Consider the following 20,835-nt stretch of genomic DNA (forward strand, 5'->3'; position numbering starts at 1 on the left):
AATGTCCTTATTGAATGGAACGTCAGTAACGGGAACGAGTTGCGAGGGGCGATAATCAAGACGGGTGAAGCGCTTTGAAGCGCGATTCCCGTCTATCGCAACGTTTTACTCTTCTGTGGCGGTGATTTTGTAACCCTGCAAAAATTCCGGGGGCATGCGGCGGGGCTTACCGGAATCCAGTGCCACACACACCCAACGGGTGCGGCCGCGCAGCAGGGTTCGCCCGTCTGATTCGCGAACAATCTGGTAACGGCGCGTGATACTGATGCGCTGGTCGTTTTCCACGATCCAGGTACCGATCTTCAGGTGTTCACCTTCAAAGGCCGGCGCCAGGTAATCCACTTCGGTATGCCGGGCCACCATGCCCCGGTTGAGCTTCTGGTACAGATCCCAGCCCAACCCAAGGCTGGCGGTATGATCCCAGGCAATTTTCTCCATGAAACGCAGATATTCGGTGTTGTTCACATGCCCCATCACGTCGATGGCTTCGGCCGGCACAGTCACCGCCAGTTCATGGACATTGGGAAGGTCCCAGTTGATCATCGTACAGCTCCCTGAATTACCTGATCACGAAGATAGACCGGCTGCGCCAGTTCTGCACTGACACCCTGCCCGCGCTGGAAACCGGATAATGCCAGCTGCGCCACCGCTTTCGCATGAGGATGCACGTCAGCCTCACAGTGACTTGCGCCATAGGCCTGGCAAAGGGCCTCACGATAGACCAGCCCGGAGCCGATAATCATCCAGTCTTTTTGTGGCAGAGATGGCAAGGTATCCGGGTGAAACAAGCCGTCACCGAGCACGGGGCTGGCAACGCCATCCTCACAGGCATAGGCACCCAGATAGACCTCTCCCATACGCGCATCGAACACCGCGATCACATCCCGGTGTGGCGTCGTCTCCTGGGCGCTGAGTGCACAGGCCGCCAGAGTAGACACCCCGATCACCGGCAAGTCCGCCGCAAAGGCCAGCCCCTGGGTAACCGCAGCCGCGACCCGCACACCGGTAAAGGCACCGGGACCATGGCCAAAGGCAATGCCGTCCAGCTGGCGAAGCGACAGTTGCGCTTCCGCCAGCAGTGCTTCCACCATCGGCAGCACCCGTTCGGTTTGACGACGTGGCGCCTGCTCGAAATATTCGAGCACCTCGTCGCCATCCATGATGGCCACCGAACAGGTTTCACCGGCGGTTTCCAGAGCCAGAATTCGTGTCATGATTCCATCTGTTCCGTTGTCTGCCCTTCTTGCTGCCGGGCCAGGTAATCGAAAAACCGTTGTACCACGTCCAGCTTCCGGGTGCGGGTCATGTTGGGCAGACTGTTCACAAAGAGTTTTCCGTAGCTGCGCGTCAGCAGCCGGGGATCCGCCACCACCAACAGGCCGGTATCCTTGGGATCACGAATCAGTCGGCCGGCACCCTGGCGCAATGCCAGCACCGCCTGGGGCAACTGATAATCGCGGAAGGCATTGCCACCATTGCGATTGATATGTTCAATGCGTGCCGCCGCCACCGGGTCACCCGGCGAGCCGAACGGCAGTTTATCAATAATCACGCAACTGAGTGCCTCGCCACGCACATCAATGCCTTCCCAGAAACTGCTGGTGCCCAACAGCACCGCGTTACCTTTTTCCCGGAAGCTGTCCAGTAACTCCCGTCGACCGGACTCCCCTTGCACCAGCAACGGATAGTCCAGACGGGGGCGTAGCAACTGGGCCGCTTCCCGTAATGCTCTGTGACTGGTGAAAAGGAAAAAAGTGCGACCCTTGGCGGCATTGATGACCGGCACCATGGCATCGCAAAGCGCCGCGGTATAGCCGGGATCGTTCGGCGCCGGCAGGCCGTCAGGGGCATAAAACACCGCCTGGCGTTTGAAATCGAACGGGCTTTCCAGCCGCAGGGTGGTAGCCGCGTCCATGCCAAGGCGCTTCTGGATATGCTCAAAGCGCCCGCCCACAGACAGAGTCGCCGAGGTAAGCACCCAGCTGCACGGCTGACGCTCGCGCTGGGCACGCAGCTGGGCTGCCACGGACAGGGGCGTGCTGTGCAGCACCACAGTCCGTTTGAAGGTTTCAAACCAGTACACCCGGTTGGGCTGTTCCCCTTTCAGGTAGGCCGCCAGGCAGTCCACTTGCTCGCTGGCACGACGGGCACAGGCCTCCATTCCCCGGCTGGCCTTGGCCAGGGGGCCAAGGAACATTTCCAGATCGCGCAGGGCCGTTAGCAGGGTCTCGCCCGCTTCGATGACAGTCTCTTTCTCCGCCACCTCGGACCAGGGCTCCCGACGCTCGCCGTCGCCCAGGCTCAGGCGCAGATCCAGGCAGCCCTTTTCCACCGCTGCAATCAACTGGTTCAGACGCGCCAGATCGGCAGCGGTCTGCCCGGCTTCGGACAAACTATCACGGCCCAGTTCCTGGACCTGTCGGGTGCTCAAGGTATCGCCGAAAAAAGCAGCAGCGATTTCCGGCAGCTGATGCGCCTCGTCGAAGATCACCGTGTTGGCACTGGGCAGCAGTTCCGAGGCCGAGCCGTTACCGCGCAAGGCCGCATCGGCAAAGAAAAGATGATGATTGACCACCACCAGGTCCGCTTCCTGGGCTTCCTTGCGGGCCTTCATCAGCGGGCATTCCTGATAGTTGGGGCAATCTGTGCCGAGACAGTTGTCGGCAGTACTGGTTACCCAGGGCCATACCGGCGCGTCTTCGGGAATCTGTTGCAGCTCGGCGATGTCACCGGTTTTGGTACGACCAGCCCAATGGGCCACGATCTGCAACTGCTCGGCGGTTTCCCGAGTCAGAAAACGGGCCTCTTCCTGATGCAGGGTCATCCGGTAGGGACAGAGATAATTGGCGCGCCCTTTCAACAGCGCCACCTTGCGCGGCAGCCCCAGAGCTTTCTTGACCAGCGGCACATCCTTGAAAAAAAGCTGATCTTGCAGACTCTTGGTGCCGGTGGACACCAGTGTCGGCCCCTCCGACAACAGGGCCGGCACCAGGTACGCCAGGGTCTTGCCGGTACCGGTTTCCGCCTCGACCATCAGGGTGCCACCGGTGCCGATCACCGCATCCACTGCGTCCGCCATGGCCAGTTGCGGTTCACGGGGCTGATAGCCCGGCAAAAGCGGCGCAAAGCGCGTCAGATCGGTAAGATGGTTACGGGCGCTGGTCACACGATGTCCTGAGGATGACAGAAAGGAAGCAAGCCACAGAGCATAGCATTAGACGCCACAAGCAGCACGCCTCACGCAACGCGGAAAACCCGCCAACGGACGGTTTCTGTGCTCAGGCATCCCACACCAACGGAGGCACCCCATGGACTACACCCTGATCATTCTGGCTGGCGGCCAGGGAAAACGGGTCGGCGGCGCCGACAAGGGATTAGTGGAGCTGGATGACAAGCCGCTGATCGCTCACCTGCTGGATCACGTGGCACCCTCCCCGACCCGTATCGTAATCAGTGCCAACCGGAATCAGGCCACCTACCGGCATTGGGCCGACCAGGTGGTCAGTGATGAACGGGACGGGTTTCAGGGGCCCATGGCCGGCCTGGAAGCAGCACTGAATGCCAGCCAGGGGCTCTGCCTGTGCCTGCCCTGCGATCTGGTGCAGGCTCCCACCTCACTGCCCGGCGACCTGCTGAAAAAAGCCGGCCCGGAGCACATCTGCGTGGCCCAGGATCCGATCCGCCGCCAACCTCTCTGCCTGGCGTTGCATGCGGAGCACTGGCGGGACTCCCTGCACACCTATCTGGATAGTGGTGGCCGCAGCGCCTACGGCTGGCTGGATCAGGTATCGGTTCACCCGGTGGCCGTGGCCTCGCCTCTGCAGAACCTGAATCACAAAGAGATATAAGTAACGAGGAGCGAGGAGCGAGGAGCGAGGAGCGAGGAGCGAAAAGATTAACCAAAACAACCCGTCGTGGCTCTGCTTTTCGTAACTCGTAACACGCTCCTCGAAACTGATTCCCCCAGAAACAACAATGCCCGCACAAGGCGGGCATTGGGGAAAGACTCCAGATAAACGACAGTGTCGTTATATCAGGCAGTCACTTCCTGGATCTGCTTCATCAGGGCAACCTGGTCAGCAGAAGGCTGGGCGGTTTGCAGCGCCATCAGCTTGCTCATGTCGCCTTCGATACGGATCTGGCCACTCATGAAGCCCTGCATACCGGCGGACTGGTCACCTTCGATGAAGATACGCTTGGCCAGATCAGCCGGCAGGATCATGGTAGTCGGCGCGTCAGCGTGATGACCTTCTTCGATCATGCCTCCGACCAACGCCATCTCCTTGTCGCCACCATCGCCGGACACAGTGATGTTGATTACCAGATCTGCCAGGGCAGCCGGAGTTTCCACATCACCGGCACCGTCACGGATCTCTTTTACTTTCGCAAACCACTCGTCAGACAAAAATTCCAGGCTCATTCTTATATCTCCTTAACCTATCGTTGTGGCTTCGACACCCCGTGTAATCAGGCATCACCATTCAAACAAGCGTTCGAAACTTACCCGTACCTTATAGAAAGGCCCAGAGGGTGGCAATAGCCGTACAAGCGTCTATCGGGGACAAAAAAACCCGGCGCAAGGCCGGGCTTTTGGGTCGTTGTCATGCAGTGGTAATCAGAGGTCGTAACCACGCTCTTCGTGCAGGGCAATATCCAGACCCTGGGTTTCTTCGTCGCTGTCCACACGCAGCTCCGAGAACAACCCAACCAGCTTGAGCAACACCCAGGTCACCACAGCGGTATAAACGAACGTGGCCACCACGCCCAATGCCTGTACCCCGAACTGATCCAGCATGGTGAATTCCGGCTTGGCAAAACCGTAACCGGAGAACAGCCCCAGTTCCGTGGACGCAAAGATACCGGCAAACAAGGTACCGAGAATGCCGCCTACCCCGTGCACCGGGAACACGTCCAGGGAATCATCGATCTTCAGCTTGTGCTTGATGAAGATGACCGAGTAGAAACAGATCACACCTGCAGACAGACCAATCACCAGCGCTGCTGCCGGCCCGACAAAACCGGATGCCGGGGTAATGGTACCCAGACCCGCCACCATGCCGGTGGCGATGCCCAGTGCCGAGGGCTTGCCGAACTTCTTCCACTCCATGGTGATCCAGGCCAGCGAGCCTGCCGCCGCGGAAATGTGCGTGACCAGCATGGCCATGGCAGCGTCGCCGCCGGCGGCCAGTGCAGAGCCACCGTTGAAACCGAACCAGCCCACCCACAGCATGCCGGCACCGGTCACGGTCATGGTCATGTTATGCGGCATCATGCCTTGCCCGGGAAAACCCTTTCGGCCACCCAGCACCAGTGCCGCCACCAGCGCCGCCACACCGGCAGTGATGTGCACCACGGTGCCGCCAGCAAAGTCATACAGACCTAGGTCAGCCAGCCAGCCGCCGCCCCACACCCAGTGGCAGACGGGCACATACACACCCAGCAGCCAGAGCACGGAGAACGCCAGCATGGGTCCGAAACGCATGCGCTCGGCAAAAGCACCCACGATCAGCGCAGGAGTAATAATGGCAAAAGTCATCTGGAACAGGCCGTGCAGGCTTTTCGGCAGCGTGCCTTCCAGAGTGTCTTTACTGATACCGGCAAAGAACGCGTGATCAAGACCACCGATCCAGGCATTCATGCTGCCGCCATCGGAGAACGCCAGCGAGTAACCACAGATCAGCCATACCAGCGATACCGCACAGGTAATGGCAAAACACTGCATCAACACGGAGAGTACGTTTTTACTCCGCACCAGGCCGCCATAGAACAGGCTCAGGCCGGGAATGGTCATGAACAGCACCAGCGCGGTGGCCGTCAGAATCCAGGCGGTGTCGCCGGTATCCAGGCCATCGGCCAGGGCCAGGGATGGAAGCATCAACAGTACAGCAAGCAGTTTTTTCATCATCGCCCCCTCAAATAGCTTCGTTGCCGGTTTCACCGGTGCGGATACGAATTACCTGCTCCAGATCGCTGACGAAGATCTTGCCGTCACCAATCTTGCCGGTGCCCGCGGCCTTCATGATCGCTTCGATGGCCTGATCCAGGTCCTCTTCACGCACCGCCAGTTCCAGCTTTACCTTGGGCACGAAATCGACCACGTACTCGGCCCCCCGGTACAGCTCCGTATGGCCCTTCTGGCGACCGAAGCCTTTGACTTCAGTAATGGTCATGCCCTGCACCCCGACCTGGGCCAGCGCATCGCGGACTTCGTCCGCTTTGAACGGCTTGATCACCGCTGTCAGCATTTTCATGGTTGTCTCCTGATCCACGTGCATCTCTGATGCACCAACACAATACGTGCCGAAAAGTTTGCACCGGCATAGGGCATACAAGAATCAGGCCAGTAATATTACTTTTTAATTTCAGTGACTTGGCCGCATAACACCCCAAATATGCACCACAATAGAACCGTTGCACCACGCAGATGCACAGATTTAATGCATTAAAGCATTCCAGGATGATGCAGCGAGGGAAAATTCAGGAAAGCAGAAAGCAATATGCACCAGCAAGACGCAGCGCATCGACATACGAAGGGATTAAGGAAGGAAATATCACGCTTTCCCCAGCCCGGGGAAAGCGTGGCGGCAGATCAATACAGGTAATTGAACATCTTGCGACGGTATTCGCTGGCCAGCGGGTCACCCTTGGGCAGGCATTCGAATACTTCCAGCAGCGCGCTGCGGGCAATGCCGTCGCGGAAATCCCGGTGCTCGCTCAACAGTTGCAGCAACGCCTCCAGGCCAGCCTGGAACTGGCCGGCTGCCGCGGCCTGCAAACCAAAGGCATAGAGATCTTCCGGGTTCGGCTCATCGCTGATGCGTTGACGCAGCTCCGCCAGAGAACGGCTCTCGCCCTCCAGTTTTTCCAGCAGGGCAAAGCGGGCACGGAACGGCCGTAATGGCTCCACGTCCTCGGTGACCTCCGCCAGCACCGACTGGGCCTCGTCCAAACGTCCTTCACCCAACAAGAACTCCACCAGCATAGCCCGGATCGCGTGCTTGTCAGGGCTCTGCTGTAAGGTCTGGCGTAGTGCAGCTTCCGCCTGCTCACCATGGCCGGCGTCGATGGCCATACGGATCTGCTCGATAAACCCTTCTTCCTGCTGTTGCTCGGCAGCTTCCGGGTCCACCACCGGGGCCAGCCACTGGCGCAACGCCCCTTCTGTCTGGGCACCATCCAGCTCGCTGACCAATTGCCCCTGATACACCAGTTTCAGGCTGGGCAGGCTGCGCACCCCGAACTGGCTTGCCAGCATTTGCTGCTCATCCGCATTGACCTTGGCCAGGATCACCTTGCCCTGGTACTCATTGACCAGGCGCTCCAGTATCGGTGCCATCTGTTGGCAGGGCTGACACCAGCTGGCCCAGAAATCCACAATCACCGGCACCTGCCGGGACTGCTCAAGAATTTGCTGAATGTTCTGTTCAGTTGCTTCAATGATGTAGTTGTTCGGTTGCAACGCCTTGCTCCTGAAAGCCCTAAAACTGTGACAATTGTAAGGTATGACCGCCATTAAATCCGGTTAAATCCTGTGCAACTGATCACTTTCACGGGTTAGACTCAAAGAGGCTGAGTCAATTAGGCTTCACGCCATGTACATGACACATGAGTACGCTGGACCGTATTCAAATTTACCTGAGTTCACAGGCTCGGGTTCACGGCAAAGGAGATCACCATGCTTAGCCTGTTGGCTATTGTAGTGTTAATTGCCACGCTGATGACCTTGTTCTATCAGCGCATCAGTCGCGGCATCGGCAGCGCGGTTTTTGTAGTTGTCTGGCTGTTGAGCGCCTTCCTGGCCCCCTGGCTGGTTCACCCGGTTTCACTGATCCTGCTGGCCGCCGGCGTTGCTCTGCTCAACCACGTTGATCTGCGCCAGAAGTTCATCAGCAAGCCGGTCTATAATGCTCTTGGCAAGGTCATGCCCGCCATCGGCGACACCGAGCGCGAGGCCATTGAAGCCGGTACTACCTGGTTCGAGACCGACCTGTTTTCCGGTCGCCCGGACTGGGAAAAATTCGCCCATATTCAGTTTTCCACCCTCACCGATGAAGAGCAGTCCTTTGTGGACAATGAGGTCCAGGAACTGTGCGACATGCTGGATGAGTGGAAAATTTTCCACGAGCTGAGAGACCTGCCAGAGGAAGTCTGGGATTTCCTCAAGCACAAGGGCTTCTTCAGCCTGATCATCCCCAAGGAATACGGCGGCAAGGCATTCTCCCCCTATGCCCAAAGTCGCATCATGAGCAAGATTGCCACGCGCTCACTGACCGCCGCCGTTACCGCCATGGTCCCCAATTCCTTGGGCCCCGGTGAACTGCTCGCCGAGTACGGCACCCAGGAACAAAAAGATCGCTGGCTGCCCGGCCTGGCCAAGGGCGACGAGATCCCCTGCTTCGGCCTGACCGGCCCGGAAGCGGGTTCTGATGCTGGCGCCATCCCCGATACAGGGGTTATCTGCAAAGGCAAAATCGACGGCAAGGAAGTGTTGGGCATGCGCCTGAACTTTGCCAAGCGCTGGATCACCCTGGCCCCGGTGGCCACGGTGGTAGGTCTGGCCTTCAAACTCTACGACCCGGAGAAACTGCTCGGCGACAAGGAAGAGCTTGGAATCACCTGTGCGCTGATTCCTGCTGACACTCCCGGGGTGGAAATCGGCCGTCGCCACTACCCTGGCTCTCCGTTCATGAACGGCCCCATCAACGGCAAGGATGTGTTCGTACCGCTGGATACCATCATTGGCGGGCCAGACATGGCCGGTCGTGGCTGGCGCATGCTGATTGAATGCCTGGGTGCCGGTCGCGGTGTCTCCCTGCCCGCCCTGGCCACTGCCAGCGGCGAAGTCGGTTACCGCATGACCGGTGCCTTCGCCCGTATCCGTCGCCAGTTCAACACGGCGGTAGGCCAGTTCGAAGGCGTGCAGGAAGCCTCTGCCGAAGTCGCCGCCATTGGCTACACCCTGGAAGCCTACCGTCACCTGGTGACCCGTTCACTGGAAGATGGTGCGCCTTCAGTGGTCACCGCCATGGCCAAGTACCACGCCACAGAAATGATGCGTGAGCTGATTAACCACGGCATGGACATCGCCGGCGGGCGCGGTATTCAGTTGGGCCCCCGTAACTTCCTGGCCCTGCCCTATCAGTCCACCCCCATCGCCATCACCGTGGAAGGGGCGAATATCCTCACCCGCTCGTTGATGATCTTCGGTCAGGGCGCCATGCGCTGCCATCCATACCTGTATGACGAATTGCAGGCGATCCAGGCAGAAGACAAGAAGCAGGGTCTACAGGATTTCGACGCCCTGTTCTTCTCCCATGCCGGCCACACCCTGGGCAATATCAGTAGCGGTATCATGCAGGCTATTGCCGGCCCCTACCTGTCCGAAGCACCGGGCAATGCGGACGCCTTCAGTGCCCCCTGGTATCGGCTGGTGAACCGCTATAGTGCGGTGCTCTCCAGTACTGCAGATATGGCATTGGCCCTGCTGGGTGGCGATCTGAAACGTCGTGAGCTGCTCTCAGCCCGGCTGGGTGATGTGCACAGCCAGTTGCTGATCGCCTGTTCCATTCTCAAATACCACGCCACCCTGCCACGGGACGAGGCCAACGACGCCCATGCCAGCTATGCGCTGCGCCGGTCGTTCAGCAAGGCCCACGACGCCTTGGATGCCTTCTACCGCAACTTCGGTTTCTTTGGTGTGGGGTATGCGTTGAAAGGCTTGTTCTTCCCGTTCGGTCGCCCCTGCAAGGCCCAAGCCCCAAGCGACGACCAGATCCGCACGCTGGGTGACATGATCATGGCACCCAGCTCGGTGCGCGATGCACTGGCAGAGCCCGCCTATATCTCCCAGGACCCGGAAGATGCTATCGGTCGCGTGGAAGCCACTTTCAACAAGCTGCTGGAAGTGGAGCCGGCCTACCTGGCGTTCCTGAAAGCCGACGGCAAGGGACAACTGGAAGGCAACAGTGTGCTGGAAAAACTCCAGGACGCGGCCAGCAAAGGCATCATCGACGCCGACCAGGTAGACCCGGTGAACGAGTACGATGCCATGCGCTACGACTGCCTGCTCACTGACGCCTTCGATATGGACCTGAAGGACGTCAACGTGCACGCAGAACGTCCGGTGATGTGACCCACCCAGGCGGAGGTGGCCGCAAGGCCCCTCCGCTTTTCCTTCCCCTATACTACGAAGCCCCTACTGTAAATTATTGGCAAGGTCGCCAACCGGTCCACAGTTTCACAAAAAGCCACAAAGCCTCGTCAGCGGTGAAAATGCTGCTTTTTCCACCAGTTATTCCGCTGTCATCCCCATATCACGCAGATTTAACATTCATATCACCCTTTTGGCGCTTTTACGGATCGCCGCTTTCGTCTAGGCTTTGCCAAAATTACGCCCCACCTGGGCCCGGCGTATCAGGGAGTCTCTGAATAACTCCTTACATGCTCAGGCTTTCAGGCTGGCTCACAATCTAGGCGCACATTTGAAGGCATGCTGGTTGCCTGTCGAGAAAGTGCAACAACGGGTGTGGGCCAGCCTGTACGCCCCGGAGGGCGAGACCTGGAGGACATATCTGTTGTGCTTTGCCGCTAGGAAAGGGAACCCACCCTGCCCGTCGCGACAAAACACAACAGCTGCACCCTCCAGGCCACGCTGAGTATGCAAGGAGTTATCCAGAGACTCCCACTCGCCCTTTGCCCCTCGGACAACAGGTCAGGAATGACAGCAGTCGTCGAAGAAAATACCGTTCTCGAGTTCAAGGGCCGCATGCTGATGATGACGGTCCTGCAACTGAAAAACCTGGATGCCAACCTGCTGCATCAGGAAGTCAGCCAACGGCTGGAAGATGCCGCCCAGTGGCTGCAGGAAGCCCCGGTGGTGATTGACGTGAGTCAGGACCTGGAGGTGGACCCGGTGGCCCTGATGGCCGCGGTGGACACCCTGCGCAGCCTGGGCGTGAACCTGGTGGCCCTGGCCCGCACGACCGGCATCGATAACGATACCGCCGGCATGCTTGGCTTGGGCACCCTGAGCCTGTCCGGTGGCCGCGATGTGCCGCGCCGCAGCGAGCCTGCGCCACAGGTAGAAGCAGAAAAAGTCCCCACCGCCACCCAGCGCATCGAGACGCTGGTGGTGGACCAACCGGTACGATCCGGCCAGCAGGTCTACAGCCGTGGCGATTTGATCGTGCTGGCCCCGGTGAGCACCGGCGCCGAGCTGATGGCGGAAGGCAACATCCATGTCTACAGCAAACTGCGTGGCCGCGCCCTCGCCGGCGTCCGCGGGGACGGCAGCGCACGTATTTTCTGCCAGCAACTGAATGCCGAACTGGTATCCATTGCCGGCCATTACCGGGTAGCCGAAGATCTGCCCGAAGCGCACCGCAACCGGGCTGTCTATCTGTCCCTGGAAGGTGACGCCATGCAATTTACCGCGCTGAGCTAGCGCCACAGAAAGACGAAGGTAAGGAGAAAGAGCGTGACGAAGATTGTGGTCGTGACATCCGGCAAGGGTGGCGTCGGCAAAACCACCACCAGTGCAGCGCTGGCCACCGGCCTTGCCCTGCGCGGTTTCAAAACCACTGTCATTGATTTTGATGTGGGCCTGCGCAACCTGGACCTCATCATGGGTTGTGAACGCCGCGTGGTTTATGACCTGGTGAACGTGATCAGTGGCGATGCCAACATCAAACAAGCGCTGATCAAGGACAAGAAGGTGGACAATCTGTTCATCCTTCCCGCGTCCCAGACCCGTGACAAGGACGCTCTCACCACCGAAGGGGTGGAAGGCGTGCTCAACGCCCTGCGCGATGACATGAAGATGGACTACATCATCTGCGACAGCCCGGCCGGCATCGAGAAAGGCGCCCTGATGGCCGCCTACTTCGCCGACGAGGCAGTAGTAGTGACCAACCCGGAAGTCTCCAGTGTGCGTGACTCCGACCGCATCATCGGCATTCTGGCCAGCAAGACCCGCCATGCCGAACAAGGTGACGGGGATATCCCCGCCCGTCTGCTGCTCACCCGCTACTCTCCGGAGCGCGTGGAGAACGGCCAGATGCTGTCCGTGGAGGATGTGCAGGAAATTCTCGCCATCGAATTGCTCGGCGTGATTCCCGAATCCCAGGCGGTACTGAACGCCAGTAACGCCGGCAGCCCGGTAATCCTGGATATCGATTCCGATGCCGGTCAGGCGTACAGCGATGCGGTAGCCCGCTTCCTGGGCGACCAGCTGCCCCATCGTTTCGTCAACGTTAACAAGAAAGGTCTGTTCGGCCGTCTTTTTGGAGGCTAAGGGATGAGCATCTTCAGTTACCTGCTTCCCAAGAAGCAGACTTCCGCATCAGTGGCCAAGGAACGCCTGCAGATCATTGTGGCCCGCGAACGCTCCACGCGTGGCGGCCCGGATTATCTGCCGCAGCTGCAGCAAGAGCTGCTGATGGTGGTACGCAAGTATGTCCCCGTGGGGGAAGACGCCGTGAATGTGCAGGTGGATCGTGATTCAGGCTGCGAAATTCTCGAGCTGAACATCACCCTGCCGGAAGAAGAAGCCCAGCAGCAGTACTGAGCTGGCACCGGAAGCCGCCGCAAGGCGGCTTTTTTCTTTCTGCCCTATTTCCCCTCACATCTACCACGTCCCGCTACCGGCACTCTCTGTGCCCCATGCGTATACCTGTAAGCGAACACTGCTTTCTCTCAACCTGGCACCACGAGCGTCGCTGGCGACGCGATCCGTGACATCGACGAAGCCACTCTAGGAACGAGCGTAGCGGAGTAACGCACGTATTTCCGTGCGACCCGAAAGGTGAGCGAAGCGAATAACTCCGCTTGAGGGACGAATCAGAGGCTTGGCGAGGAAGCAGGCGATGCGAGTGTCACCTGGTCACTCAAGTGAGCCCGGTTGCTCTGCTGCTTCGGACCGCATCCGGGGGCAGACTCTGCGGATGATTTCCACGCTTACGGGTGGTTCGTCCCTCAAGCGGAACTCCTACAGCGGCTTCGTTATAAACGTGAGGGCCGACACCCCTACGGCGGACCGGACTATTCCGGCAGCACCTGCCATTCCGGTTCGTCAAATTCCCCGATCACCGTAACCTCGCAAACCTTGGCGTGTTTCGCCAGAATCGCCTTTACCTTTTCACTGCGACTGTCGTCCTTGGCATCACGGTGAGCCTTGCTGTCCCAGTGGGCAATGGCCAGCACCTTGTCCGGTTCGCCGATCTTGCGGTGCAGGTAGGTACCCCGTGCGCCCGGAGTCTGCTGAATGATTTCACTGGCTTCCACCCAGCCCTGAGCATATTCCTCTACGGTAAAGCCCGGTTTCACCCGAACTTCGAAGATAAATTTCATGGCTGTTCTCCCTGTCGGTAAAACTGTCCCAGCAGCCGGTACAGATCCGGCCAGTCCCGGTGCAACGAGTCCGGCGCCTCGAAAAAGGCTTCACTGCAAACCGCAAAGAACTCACCCGGCCCGGTCAGTGCATAAGGATCGATAGACAGGGGCCGATGCTGTTCATAATCATCGAATAGCCGGTCCCAGGCCGCCGTGAAGGTATCGTGCCACTGGCGCGGATTCATACCCGGATGCAGCGGCGGCGCGCCATTGGCACCGTTACGGCGCATATCGAGTTTGTGGCTCATCTCATGGATGACCACATTGCTGCCCTGCCCGGCTTCAAGCACTGATTCCCATGACAGTATGACCGGGCCCTGATGCCAGGCCTCACCGGCCAGCACCGGGCTACTGGCATGGACCACACCATCCTCAGTCTGCCAGGGCCGATTGGGAATGAAATCTCCCTCATAGAGAATGACCGTATACCAGCCGTCATACCAGTCGAGCCCCAGTTCCAGGATGGGCACACAGGCCATGGTGGCGATACGCAGACACATGGCATCGGTAATGGCGAAGTTGTTCCCCGGTGCGACACTCTTGCGCGCCAGAAAGCGAAAGCTCAGATCCCGCAGTCGAGCCCGCTCATCGCCCTGATACCGCTGCAACACCGGCCAGTCGGCCACCGCCGCTTCCCATTCTGCTTCGGTATACCCCATCTTCTTGACCCGGCGCTTGTCGCGCCAGTTTCGCCAGGCTGCAAACATTGTTACCTCAACGTCAAACACCACACCCTATTCAAGGCCACGCACAATTTGGAGCGCTCGGGCATAACAGCTGTTATCGCTGCTGGCGCTCTTCACATTGCGAGTACCGAGTTGAAAGTAACGACAGGCATATAACAATGCGGATTCTGATCTATTCGCTACTTTCAACTCGCAACTCGCTCCTGCCCTGAAGCGATTCACCCGAATCAATGTCTGTACCATGAATCGACCCGCGCTCAGGATAATGCGTGTCTACTTTGACCTGATCTATGTCGCCTGAACAGTCGTTACCCGGCACAGGCCCTGTGCTACCATCGCCAGCTCTGTTGCCATGCGAATCCTGTTCAGTGCCTGTTAACCAAGCTCACAAAGCCGACCTGCTGCTTCTGGTGGTCACCCTGCTGGCCGCCATCAGCTGGATGTTCTCCCGAGAGGCGGTGCTGGCAATGCCACCACTGCTGTTCATGTCGCTGCGCTTCCTGCTGGCGGCAAGCCTGCTGGCCATGGTCGCCCACCGCCAGCTGCGCCGGCTCAGCGGCCAGCAACTAGTCCGCTGTGTGCGGGTGGGCGCCGTGTTCGGCATTGCCATGAGCTGCTGGGTCATGGGGCTGGCCATGGCCGAACATGTTGGCGAAGGGGCCTTTCTCACCAGCCTGGGCGTGGTTCTGGTACCCGTGATCGCCCGGCTGATCTTTGCCGAACCAGTGCCCGGCAGTACCTGGCTGGCTTTGCCGGTGGCTGCTGCGGGTCTGGCTCTGTTGTCACTGGAACAAGGACTGCATCTGGAGGCCGGACAGCTGTTCTTTGTGGCGGCAGCCACCATCTTCGCGCTCTATTTCAACCTCAACACCCGCGCCGCCAACACCATTTCCACCACCGACCGCAGCGGCAACGCCATTGAACACCCACGCATTCCGGCTCTGGCGCTGACCACGGTAGTACTGGCGGTGGTCGGTGTGCTGACGGGCGGCCTGTCCGCCATTTTCGAGCCCTGGGGCGAGGCCGCGGCAAACGCCACCTTCGAGTTGGCAATCTGGGTCATCCTCAGCGCCACCGTGGGTACCGCCCTGCGCTTTCTTGTGCAAACCTATGCGCAAAGCCTGTCACTGCACAGCCATGGCGTTGTCATCATGGTTCTGGAACCCATGTGGACCGCACTGATGGCGGCGGCCTGGTTCGGCGAGCAGATGACGCTGATGCAGCTAGCCGGTTGCGCCCTGATTTTCCTGTCACTGCTGGTCAATCGCTGGCGGGCAGTGAGAAGCCTGCTCAAACAGGCTCTGTCACGCGTTTCCACTCACCATTAAGTTGCTCACTCCCGACGAAAAGGATGTCTTATGGGACCCGATATTCTCTCCCTGATCCCCGCTATCGCCCCCGGCACTCTGGTGGCCATTACCGCCTTTGTGCTCGCCGGAATATTCATGCAGCGTGCCCGCACTGCGGCCATGCTCGTGATGATCGCCGGCCTGCTCACCCTGCTGCAGAATGGCTGGATCATCTTCAACCAGACCGTATTGCTGGAATGGATGTTTGATGACGTTATCAGCTCGGATACCTACTCACTCATCGCAACCGCCGCCTACAACCTGTTCTACCTTGTCATCAGCGCCCTGCTGCTGTTTGCTGCCTTTGCCGGTCGCCAGTCTCTCAACGCGCCCAGATCCACCGCTCCTCAGGTCGAGCCCCGTCCCGAAGGTAATCTCCCCGCCCATCGAGGCGGGCTGGTGCTGACCTTCGGCCTGCTGGGTGTCCTGTTGTTTGCGCCGCTGGGCATCGTCGCCTGGATACTGGGCAACAAGGATCTCCACGCCATGGGCAGCGGTAACATGGACCCGTCAGGGGAAGGCATGACCACCGCCGGCAAGGTGCTTGGCATCATTGCCACTGTCCTGATGGTGGTCGGTTTGCTGGTGGCCATGGCTGTAATCAGCATTATTGCCGCCAACTTCCGGGGCTTCTGATTCTTGCTCGCAGGCCCAGGCAAAAGCTCGGGGCGGTTTCCATAAACCATCGCGGTAATGCCACAGCCATTCACTGTATGCACATTTGTGTATCGCGCTGTGACCCAGTTCCTTCTCTCCATCCCCAGTTGGCGCACCATTTGTTTCTGGCAGGAAATCACCGTTTATCATTTGCACTGCCATCGCAATACCGGTTACTGGTATTGCCTGAGCGTTCAGCCCTGATAACCAATAACAAAACGATGGGACAATGAGAGCAATCAACCTGGCAGTTTTCTGCCTTCTCGGCACATTGCTGACCCCCAGTCTGCAGGCGGCTCCTGCTGACTGCGGGGCAGATTCGTCACGCCCCCTGGTTCTCTCCAGCCAGGACCAGCAATTGCTGGAGATACTGGGAGGACATGCCAGTAACAGCCACACCCCTACCCTGATCCGCTACAACGACCAGACTCCTGGCATCAACCAGCCAATTCTGGGCAACTATGCCCGTCTGCGCCTGGCAGCCATGGCTCTGCGCGATGGCGATACCGAATTCGCCCGGCAGCAATTGAATCAGGTGGAACAGAACAGTCCCGCGGCGGTGGATGCGGCACTGCTATTGGCGGAAAGCTATCGCCGTGACGGGGACCGCGAGCGGGCCAGGACCTGGTTCGTGCGTATTGCCGCGCGTTTCCCCGGTAATCCCAGAGCCGTCTCCGGGCTGGTACTGGCCGGCGATGACTGGCGCAAACAAGGAGCCGTTGAGCAGGCCCTGCCGGTCTACAACCTGGCCCTGAACAAGGTGGCGGAAAACATGAAGGCGCTGCAAACCCTTGCCGACGACCCGGATCGCCTGTATCGCTCGCTGACCAACAGTGTTGCCGGCAACAGCACCACCGTGATGGACCAGCTGGTACTGGCCATGATCCGCGACCGCGACAGCCAGGTTCTGGATGCCACCGGCAAGCTGATCAATGCCAGCAATGTCCGCAAATGCCTTCGTGAGCAGGAAAAAACCTTGCGTAACGCTATCCAGCACGCCACCGCCCGGGACCTCTCGAATGGCGCTTTTCGCACTGCCGCCAAGATGGAAAGAACCGCCACCGAACAGGAAATTGCGGATCTGCAGCGGGTTCTGGTCAATGCACCGGATGCGGAAGACTTCCGGGCCCGTCTGACAGACGCCCGGGATCGCCTGCAACGTATTGAAGACCGCCTGGAAAGACTGGGCAGCACGGCCCTGCCTCCAGCACTGGAAAAACGAAAGAAACAGATGCAGAAGGACAAACAGCGGGTGGAAACGGAGATTGAGGATGCCAGGCAGCAGGTGCGCCAGGCCTTGAAAGCCCAGCTACCGGAGCTACAACGGTTTTACCGCAACCTGGCCGGGGAAGCGCAGCTGGGCAAGGCCCAACTGCTGCAGGCAAGAGGGTGAATCATCAGCCCGGAATGCGGTTTTAGCCCTTGTGGCTTTTCAGCAGACTATCCACCTTGTCGATGTACTTCTGCTTGGCGTCGTCCGCAGACATGCCCTTGAGCTTGGCCCAGGCGTCATACTTGGCCCGGCCCACCATATCCAGCATGCCCGGACGTTTGCCACTCACATCGCCAGCACTGCCCTGTTTGAAGTGGGCATACAGAAACAACAGATCATCGTTGCCGGGCTTGCGATCCAGGGTTTTCACATCTTTTTGGGCTTGTTCAAAACGGGCAGTATCGGTCATGATGCTTCCTGTTGGTTGTGATCATTATTGAATATCGCGACAGGCTTTATTCGCGATCAGGCTGTCAAAATACTGCGCTGTCACAGCCTGCGAATCAAGGAGCCTCTGGATAACTCCTTGCATGCTCAGTCTTTCAGGCTGGCCTGCAATCTAGGCGCAATGTTGAAGGTGTGTGTCGACCCATCAAGATATTGCAACAACGAGTGCGGGCCAGCCTGGGAGACCCGAAGGGCGCGGCCTGAAGGGCCCATCTGCTGCGCTTTGTCGCTAGGAAAGGGACCCCACCCTGCCCGTCGCGACAAACCACAACAGCTGCACCCTTCAGGCCACGCTGAGCACGCAAGGAGTTATTCAGAGGCTCCTCAAACGGAATAATAATCAGGTAACGCCATGCCCGCAGCATCGGAAGCAGCGATCAGCAAAAACCAGGAAGGCGTCCTGCGCAACGCACTCGACAGCCTTCTGGTCACCTTTGATGGGGAATTGGAAGCCCGCTACCGGGAACATGCTCATCGGCGCGCCCGGGACCTGATAAGCCATTCGGTCTATCTGCTCGGGCTGTTGTACCTGGTGGTGGTGCTGCCGGTAATGCTGCTGGTAGATACCGCTGAGATGGTCGCCTGGCGCAATTACGGGGTCTATCCGATCGCGGTGTCACTGCTGGCTCTGTGGTGCAGCACCCGGCTGTCCTGGCTCACAGCCCACACCATCGGCGTCATGTATCTGGCCCTCGGCATTGCCCTGGCCGGCACTCTGCTCGGCGCCATCCGCTTTCACGGTCTTTTCCCCGGGCAGATTTCCGCCTTTGAAACCATCTATATCCTGATTATCGGTTTTTCCATCTTGCGCTTGCCGCCGCGGCAAACGCTCATCAGTTGCCTGTGTGCCCTGGCGGTAACCCTGCTTGCTGCCCTGTTTCAACAACTACCTCTGCCGTTGCTATCCATGCTGCTTTACTTCGTCATTCCGCTGATTATCTGTGCGCTCAATGGCTACATTCTGGATGTCAGTGCCCGACGCAATTTTGCCAACAATCTGCTGCTGGAAAGTGAATCCTCGCAGCTGGCCCGCTGGCGGGAACAGGCGGAAAAGGACACCCTGCGCCAACAGCAGCTCAACCTGTTTCTGGAACGGATTGCCGGCAACCTGACACCGGCGCAGCTTCTCGAACGGGTGCTTGGCTATCTGATAGAACAGATCGGCGCGAAAGCCGGCGCCGCCTACACCCTGGAAGAGCAGGAACTGGTCCGGCAGGCTAGCTGGGGGCTCAATGCCAGCGCCTCGGAACGCCGCAAATTCCCCCAGGATGAAACCCTGCTCGGCGCAGCGCTGAACCAGAAACTGCTGATACAGCAGCATACCGTGCCGGAAGGCTATCTGGATCTGGAAGTCGGGGAAGGCAAACGCAAACCCGCCACCCTGCTACTGTGGCCAATACATCAGGGAGAGTTTGCGTTGGGTATCGTGGAAGTGGCCGGCTCTCAACCGTTTTCTGACGCCGATGAGGCCCTGCTCAACGAGTTGCACCGGCCACTGGCCTTTGCCTTGCAATCGGCCCAGCGCCGCCAACAGTTTCTCAGCCGCCTGGACGAGCAAGACAACACTGCTCAGGCCTGATTCTTTTGTCGAAGCTCCAGCAACGGGGCGGACAAGCGCTCCGGGCGGCGCGGCACGATATCCGCCAGTGCCTGCACAATCCTGGCCATGTCCTGCTCCATGTCACCGGTGGGCATGAAGCTGCCAACAATGCGAACCTGACGACGCTGGTAACAGAAACCGATCACCACAATGGGGATCTGCATCTGTTCGGCTATCCGGTAGAAGCCAGTTTTCCAACGCTCTGCCCCTTCCCGTGTCCCTTCCGGTGCAATGCCCAGCCAGAACGGTTTTTGCCGCATCACAGAGGTAGTCTGATCCACCACATCGTCGGCACTGTCCCGGTTTACCGGTATCCCGCCCAGCCAGACCATCAGCTTGCCAAGGCGCCCCTCGAACAGGGTGTGTTTAGCCATGAACTTCACATGGATTCGCAGGCACTGAATCGCACTGATACCCACCACACCATCCATATTGGAGGTGTGCGGCGCTACCGCCAGAACCGCGCGCTCCACATTGGGCAGTGTGCCGACGATCCGCCATCCCATGGCCGAAAGAATCACCCGGCCCAGGCCGGCGAGCAGCCAATGCCCCCGTCGTGGCACTCTTTCACCCAGGGTTCTCGCCTTGATCGGCGGTAATTCTGTTTTCATGCAAATACCGTAAATGTCTGGCGGCTCAGCGCCACCGCTTTGCCTTCCCCGTCCCAGATTGTCGCCTGACTCTGACCGTAACCGTCACTGCTCTGGTCCGTCTTTACCCGATACTGCCACAGGGTATCCGCAGGGCGCGAGAGCGGATCGTCGAGCAGCTCCATGGTCCAGGTCAACGAACTGGCCGGGGCCGGCTTCTTCAACATGGGCAACACCGACGGCGGCCAGGTATCGACCAGCGCGATCAACGCCGCCGTGCTCATGACCTGCGGTGGCGTGCGAAAGCCCATGTAGCCACTAAAATCGGGCACTTCACTGCCACTGAAAGGAGGCATGCCATCGGCATAACGCATCTGGAAGTGCTGCAGAAAATCCGGCGTCAGACCGGCAATGAAGGGCAGCTCGATACAACGATCCGGCGCCGGCAGGGTCGGCGCTGCCGGCGGCGCCACGATCACACGAGACTCCCGGGCCCCGCCCAGGCTCACCAGCATGGCGGCCACCACCTGCCCTTCCTGACGGGCCGACACCATAGCCTGCATCACCGATTTTCCTTCCCGGAACACCTCACTGTGTAGACTGATCGGCCCCGGCGCCATGGGCGCCACAAAGGACAGGGAAAAACTGCGCAACGTTCTGCCCGCGGCGACGGTTTTCTCCAGGTGATCAAACAACACGGCACCTACCAGCCCACCAAACAGGGCACGGCCCTGGCCCCAACCTTCCGGCATCATGCCATTCCCCTGGCCATCCACCGTGGCCAGGATCTCGTCAAAATTCATTTCCGTCTCCCGTCAGCGAATGCCTTTAATAACACTGCAAC

The 20,835-nt window shown here is 59.2% G+C and carries 21 protein-coding genes; 9 read left to right on the plus strand and 12 right to left on the minus strand.

Annotated elements, in window-relative coordinates; translation table 11 throughout:
- Nucleotides 1–105: 105 nt before the first annotated feature.
- Genes T9A_RS02250 through T9A_RS02260 form a run of 3 tightly spaced genes read right to left on the minus strand, consistent with a single transcriptional unit; the run spans nt 106 to nt 3,166 of the window.
- On the minus strand, nt 106–543 hold the full coding sequence (locus T9A_RS02250) for an acyl-CoA thioesterase (RefSeq protein WP_052042436.1): 438 nt from the start codon (nt 541–543) through the stop codon (nt 106–108).
- Entirely contained in the window at nt 540–1,214 is a 675-nt protein-coding gene (gene tsaB, locus T9A_RS02255; RefSeq protein WP_035244685.1) for a tRNA (adenosine(37)-N6)-threonylcarbamoyltransferase complex dimerization subunit type 1 TsaB, read from the minus strand. Before tsaB ends, T9A_RS02250 begins: the two co-directional genes overlap by 4 nt.
- On the minus strand, nt 1,211–3,166 hold the full coding sequence (locus tag T9A_RS02260) for a DNA repair helicase YoaA (protein ID WP_052042437.1): 1,956 nt from the start codon (nt 3,164–3,166) through the stop codon (nt 1,211–1,213). Before T9A_RS02260 ends, tsaB begins: the two co-directional genes overlap by 4 nt.
- 142 nt (nt 3,167–3,308) lie before the next feature.
- Between T9A_RS02260 and T9A_RS02265 the strand changes: the two genes are divergently transcribed.
- A complete protein-coding gene (locus T9A_RS02265; RefSeq protein WP_035244686.1) occupies nt 3,309–3,848 on the plus strand; it encodes a molybdenum cofactor guanylyltransferase in 540 nt (179 codons plus the stop codon).
- A 185-nt stretch (nt 3,849–4,033) separates the two neighbouring features.
- Here the strand turns inward: T9A_RS02265 and T9A_RS02270 are convergent, their stop codons facing one another.
- The 4 genes from T9A_RS02270 to T9A_RS02285 all read right to left on the minus strand — a co-directional run bounded on the left by T9A_RS02270 (nt 4,034) and on the right by T9A_RS02285 (nt 7,459).
- Complete coding sequence (locus tag T9A_RS02270; RefSeq protein WP_035244687.1) at nt 4,034–4,420, minus strand: SCP2 sterol-binding domain-containing protein; 387 nt, start codon at nt 4,418–4,420, stop codon at nt 4,034–4,036.
- 195 nt (nt 4,421–4,615) lie between these two features.
- Nucleotides 4,616–5,905, minus strand: a complete 1,290-nt coding sequence (locus tag T9A_RS02275; RefSeq protein WP_232221962.1) for an ammonium transporter — start codon at nt 5,903–5,905, stop codon at nt 4,616–4,618.
- A 7-nt stretch (nt 5,906–5,912) separates the two neighbouring features.
- Nucleotides 5,913–6,251 (minus strand): P-II family nitrogen regulator, encoded by a 339-nt coding sequence (locus T9A_RS02280; RefSeq protein ID WP_035244689.1) that lies wholly within the window; start codon nt 6,249–6,251, stop codon nt 5,913–5,915.
- 338 nt (nt 6,252–6,589) lie between these two features.
- Nucleotides 6,590–7,459 carry a tetratricopeptide repeat protein gene (locus tag T9A_RS02285; protein WP_035244690.1) on the minus strand — a complete coding sequence of 290 codons (870 nt, stop codon included), beginning with the start codon at nt 7,457–7,459 and terminating at the stop codon, nt 6,590–6,592.
- A 216-nt stretch (nt 7,460–7,675) separates the two neighbouring features.
- On the opposite strand from T9A_RS02285, the gene T9A_RS02290 reads away from it, so the two are divergent.
- From T9A_RS02290 to minE, 4 genes are all read left to right on the plus strand, one after another.
- Nucleotides 7,676–10,132 (plus strand): acyl-CoA dehydrogenase, encoded by a 2,457-nt coding sequence (locus tag T9A_RS02290; RefSeq protein ID WP_035244692.1) that lies wholly within the window; start codon nt 7,676–7,678, stop codon nt 10,130–10,132.
- Between the two features lie 585 nt (nt 10,133–10,717).
- Entirely contained in the window at nt 10,718–11,443 is a 726-nt protein-coding gene (minC, locus tag T9A_RS02295; RefSeq protein ID WP_035244694.1) for a septum site-determining protein MinC, read from the plus strand.
- A gap of 33 nt (nt 11,444–11,476) precedes the next feature.
- Nucleotides 11,477–12,292, plus strand: coding sequence for a septum site-determining protein MinD (minD, locus tag T9A_RS02300; protein WP_035244695.1), 816 nt, complete (start codon nt 11,477–11,479; stop codon nt 12,290–12,292).
- 3 nt (nt 12,293–12,295) lie between these two features.
- The gene (gene minE / locus T9A_RS02305) at nt 12,296–12,565 is read left to right on the plus strand and encodes a cell division topological specificity factor MinE (protein ID WP_035244697.1); all 270 of its coding nucleotides are present in this window, start codon (nt 12,296–12,298) and stop codon (nt 12,563–12,565) included.
- Nucleotides 12,566–13,038: 473 nt separating this feature from the next.
- On the opposite strand, the gene T9A_RS02310 is transcribed toward minE, so the two are convergent.
- Both T9A_RS02310 and T9A_RS02315 read right to left on the minus strand, forming a co-directional pair.
- Complete coding sequence (locus T9A_RS02310; protein ID WP_035244699.1) at nt 13,039–13,347, minus strand: antibiotic biosynthesis monooxygenase family protein; 309 nt, start codon at nt 13,345–13,347, stop codon at nt 13,039–13,041.
- Complete coding sequence (locus T9A_RS02315; protein ID WP_035244700.1) at nt 13,344–14,096, minus strand: M90 family metallopeptidase; 753 nt, start codon at nt 14,094–14,096, stop codon at nt 13,344–13,346. The genes T9A_RS02310 and T9A_RS02315 overlap by 4 nt, the downstream gene beginning before the upstream one ends.
- Nucleotides 14,097–14,443: 347 nt before the next feature.
- Between T9A_RS02315 and T9A_RS02320 the strand changes: the two genes are divergently transcribed.
- The 3 genes from T9A_RS02320 (at nt 14,444) to T9A_RS02330 (ending at nt 17,474) form a co-directional block, all read left to right on the plus strand.
- A complete protein-coding gene (locus T9A_RS02320; RefSeq protein WP_035244702.1) occupies nt 14,444–15,403 on the plus strand; it encodes a DMT family transporter in 960 nt (319 codons plus the stop codon).
- A 30-nt stretch (nt 15,404–15,433) separates the two neighbouring features.
- Entirely contained in the window at nt 15,434–16,060 is a 627-nt protein-coding gene (locus T9A_RS02325; protein ID WP_035244704.1) for a hypothetical protein, read from the plus strand.
- A gap of 250 nt (nt 16,061–16,310) precedes the next feature.
- Complete coding sequence (locus T9A_RS02330) at nt 16,311–17,474, plus strand: tetratricopeptide repeat protein (RefSeq protein WP_198030601.1); 1,164 nt, start codon at nt 16,311–16,313, stop codon at nt 17,472–17,474.
- A gap of 22 nt (nt 17,475–17,496) precedes the next feature.
- Here the strand turns inward: T9A_RS02330 and T9A_RS02335 are convergent, their stop codons facing one another.
- Nucleotides 17,497–17,763, minus strand: a complete 267-nt coding sequence (locus T9A_RS02335; RefSeq protein ID WP_035244705.1) for an acyl-CoA-binding protein — start codon at nt 17,761–17,763, stop codon at nt 17,497–17,499.
- 390 nt (nt 17,764–18,153) lie between these two features.
- Between T9A_RS02335 and T9A_RS02340 the strand changes: the two genes are divergently transcribed.
- On the plus strand, nt 18,154–19,380 hold the full coding sequence (locus tag T9A_RS02340) for a GAF domain-containing protein (protein WP_035244707.1): 1,227 nt from the start codon (nt 18,154–18,156) through the stop codon (nt 19,378–19,380).
- Here the strand turns inward: T9A_RS02340 and T9A_RS02345 are convergent.
- Nucleotides 19,371–20,012: a 1-acyl-sn-glycerol-3-phosphate acyltransferase gene (locus T9A_RS02345; protein WP_035244709.1), complete on the minus strand. Its 642-nt coding sequence runs from the start codon at nt 20,010–20,012 to the stop codon at nt 19,371–19,373. The two genes, T9A_RS02340 and T9A_RS02345, sit on opposite strands and share 10 nt — an antisense overlap.
- Nucleotides 20,009–20,794, minus strand: coding sequence for a thioesterase family protein (locus tag T9A_RS02350; protein WP_035244710.1), 786 nt, complete (start codon nt 20,792–20,794; stop codon nt 20,009–20,011). Before T9A_RS02350 ends, T9A_RS02345 begins: the two co-directional genes overlap by 4 nt.
- Between the last annotated feature and the right edge of the window lie 41 nt (nt 20,795–20,835).

Source organism: Alcanivorax jadensis T9, from assembly GCF_000756655.1.
Taxonomy (GTDB): Bacteria; Pseudomonadota; Gammaproteobacteria; order Pseudomonadales; family Alcanivoracaceae; genus Alcanivorax; species Alcanivorax jadensis.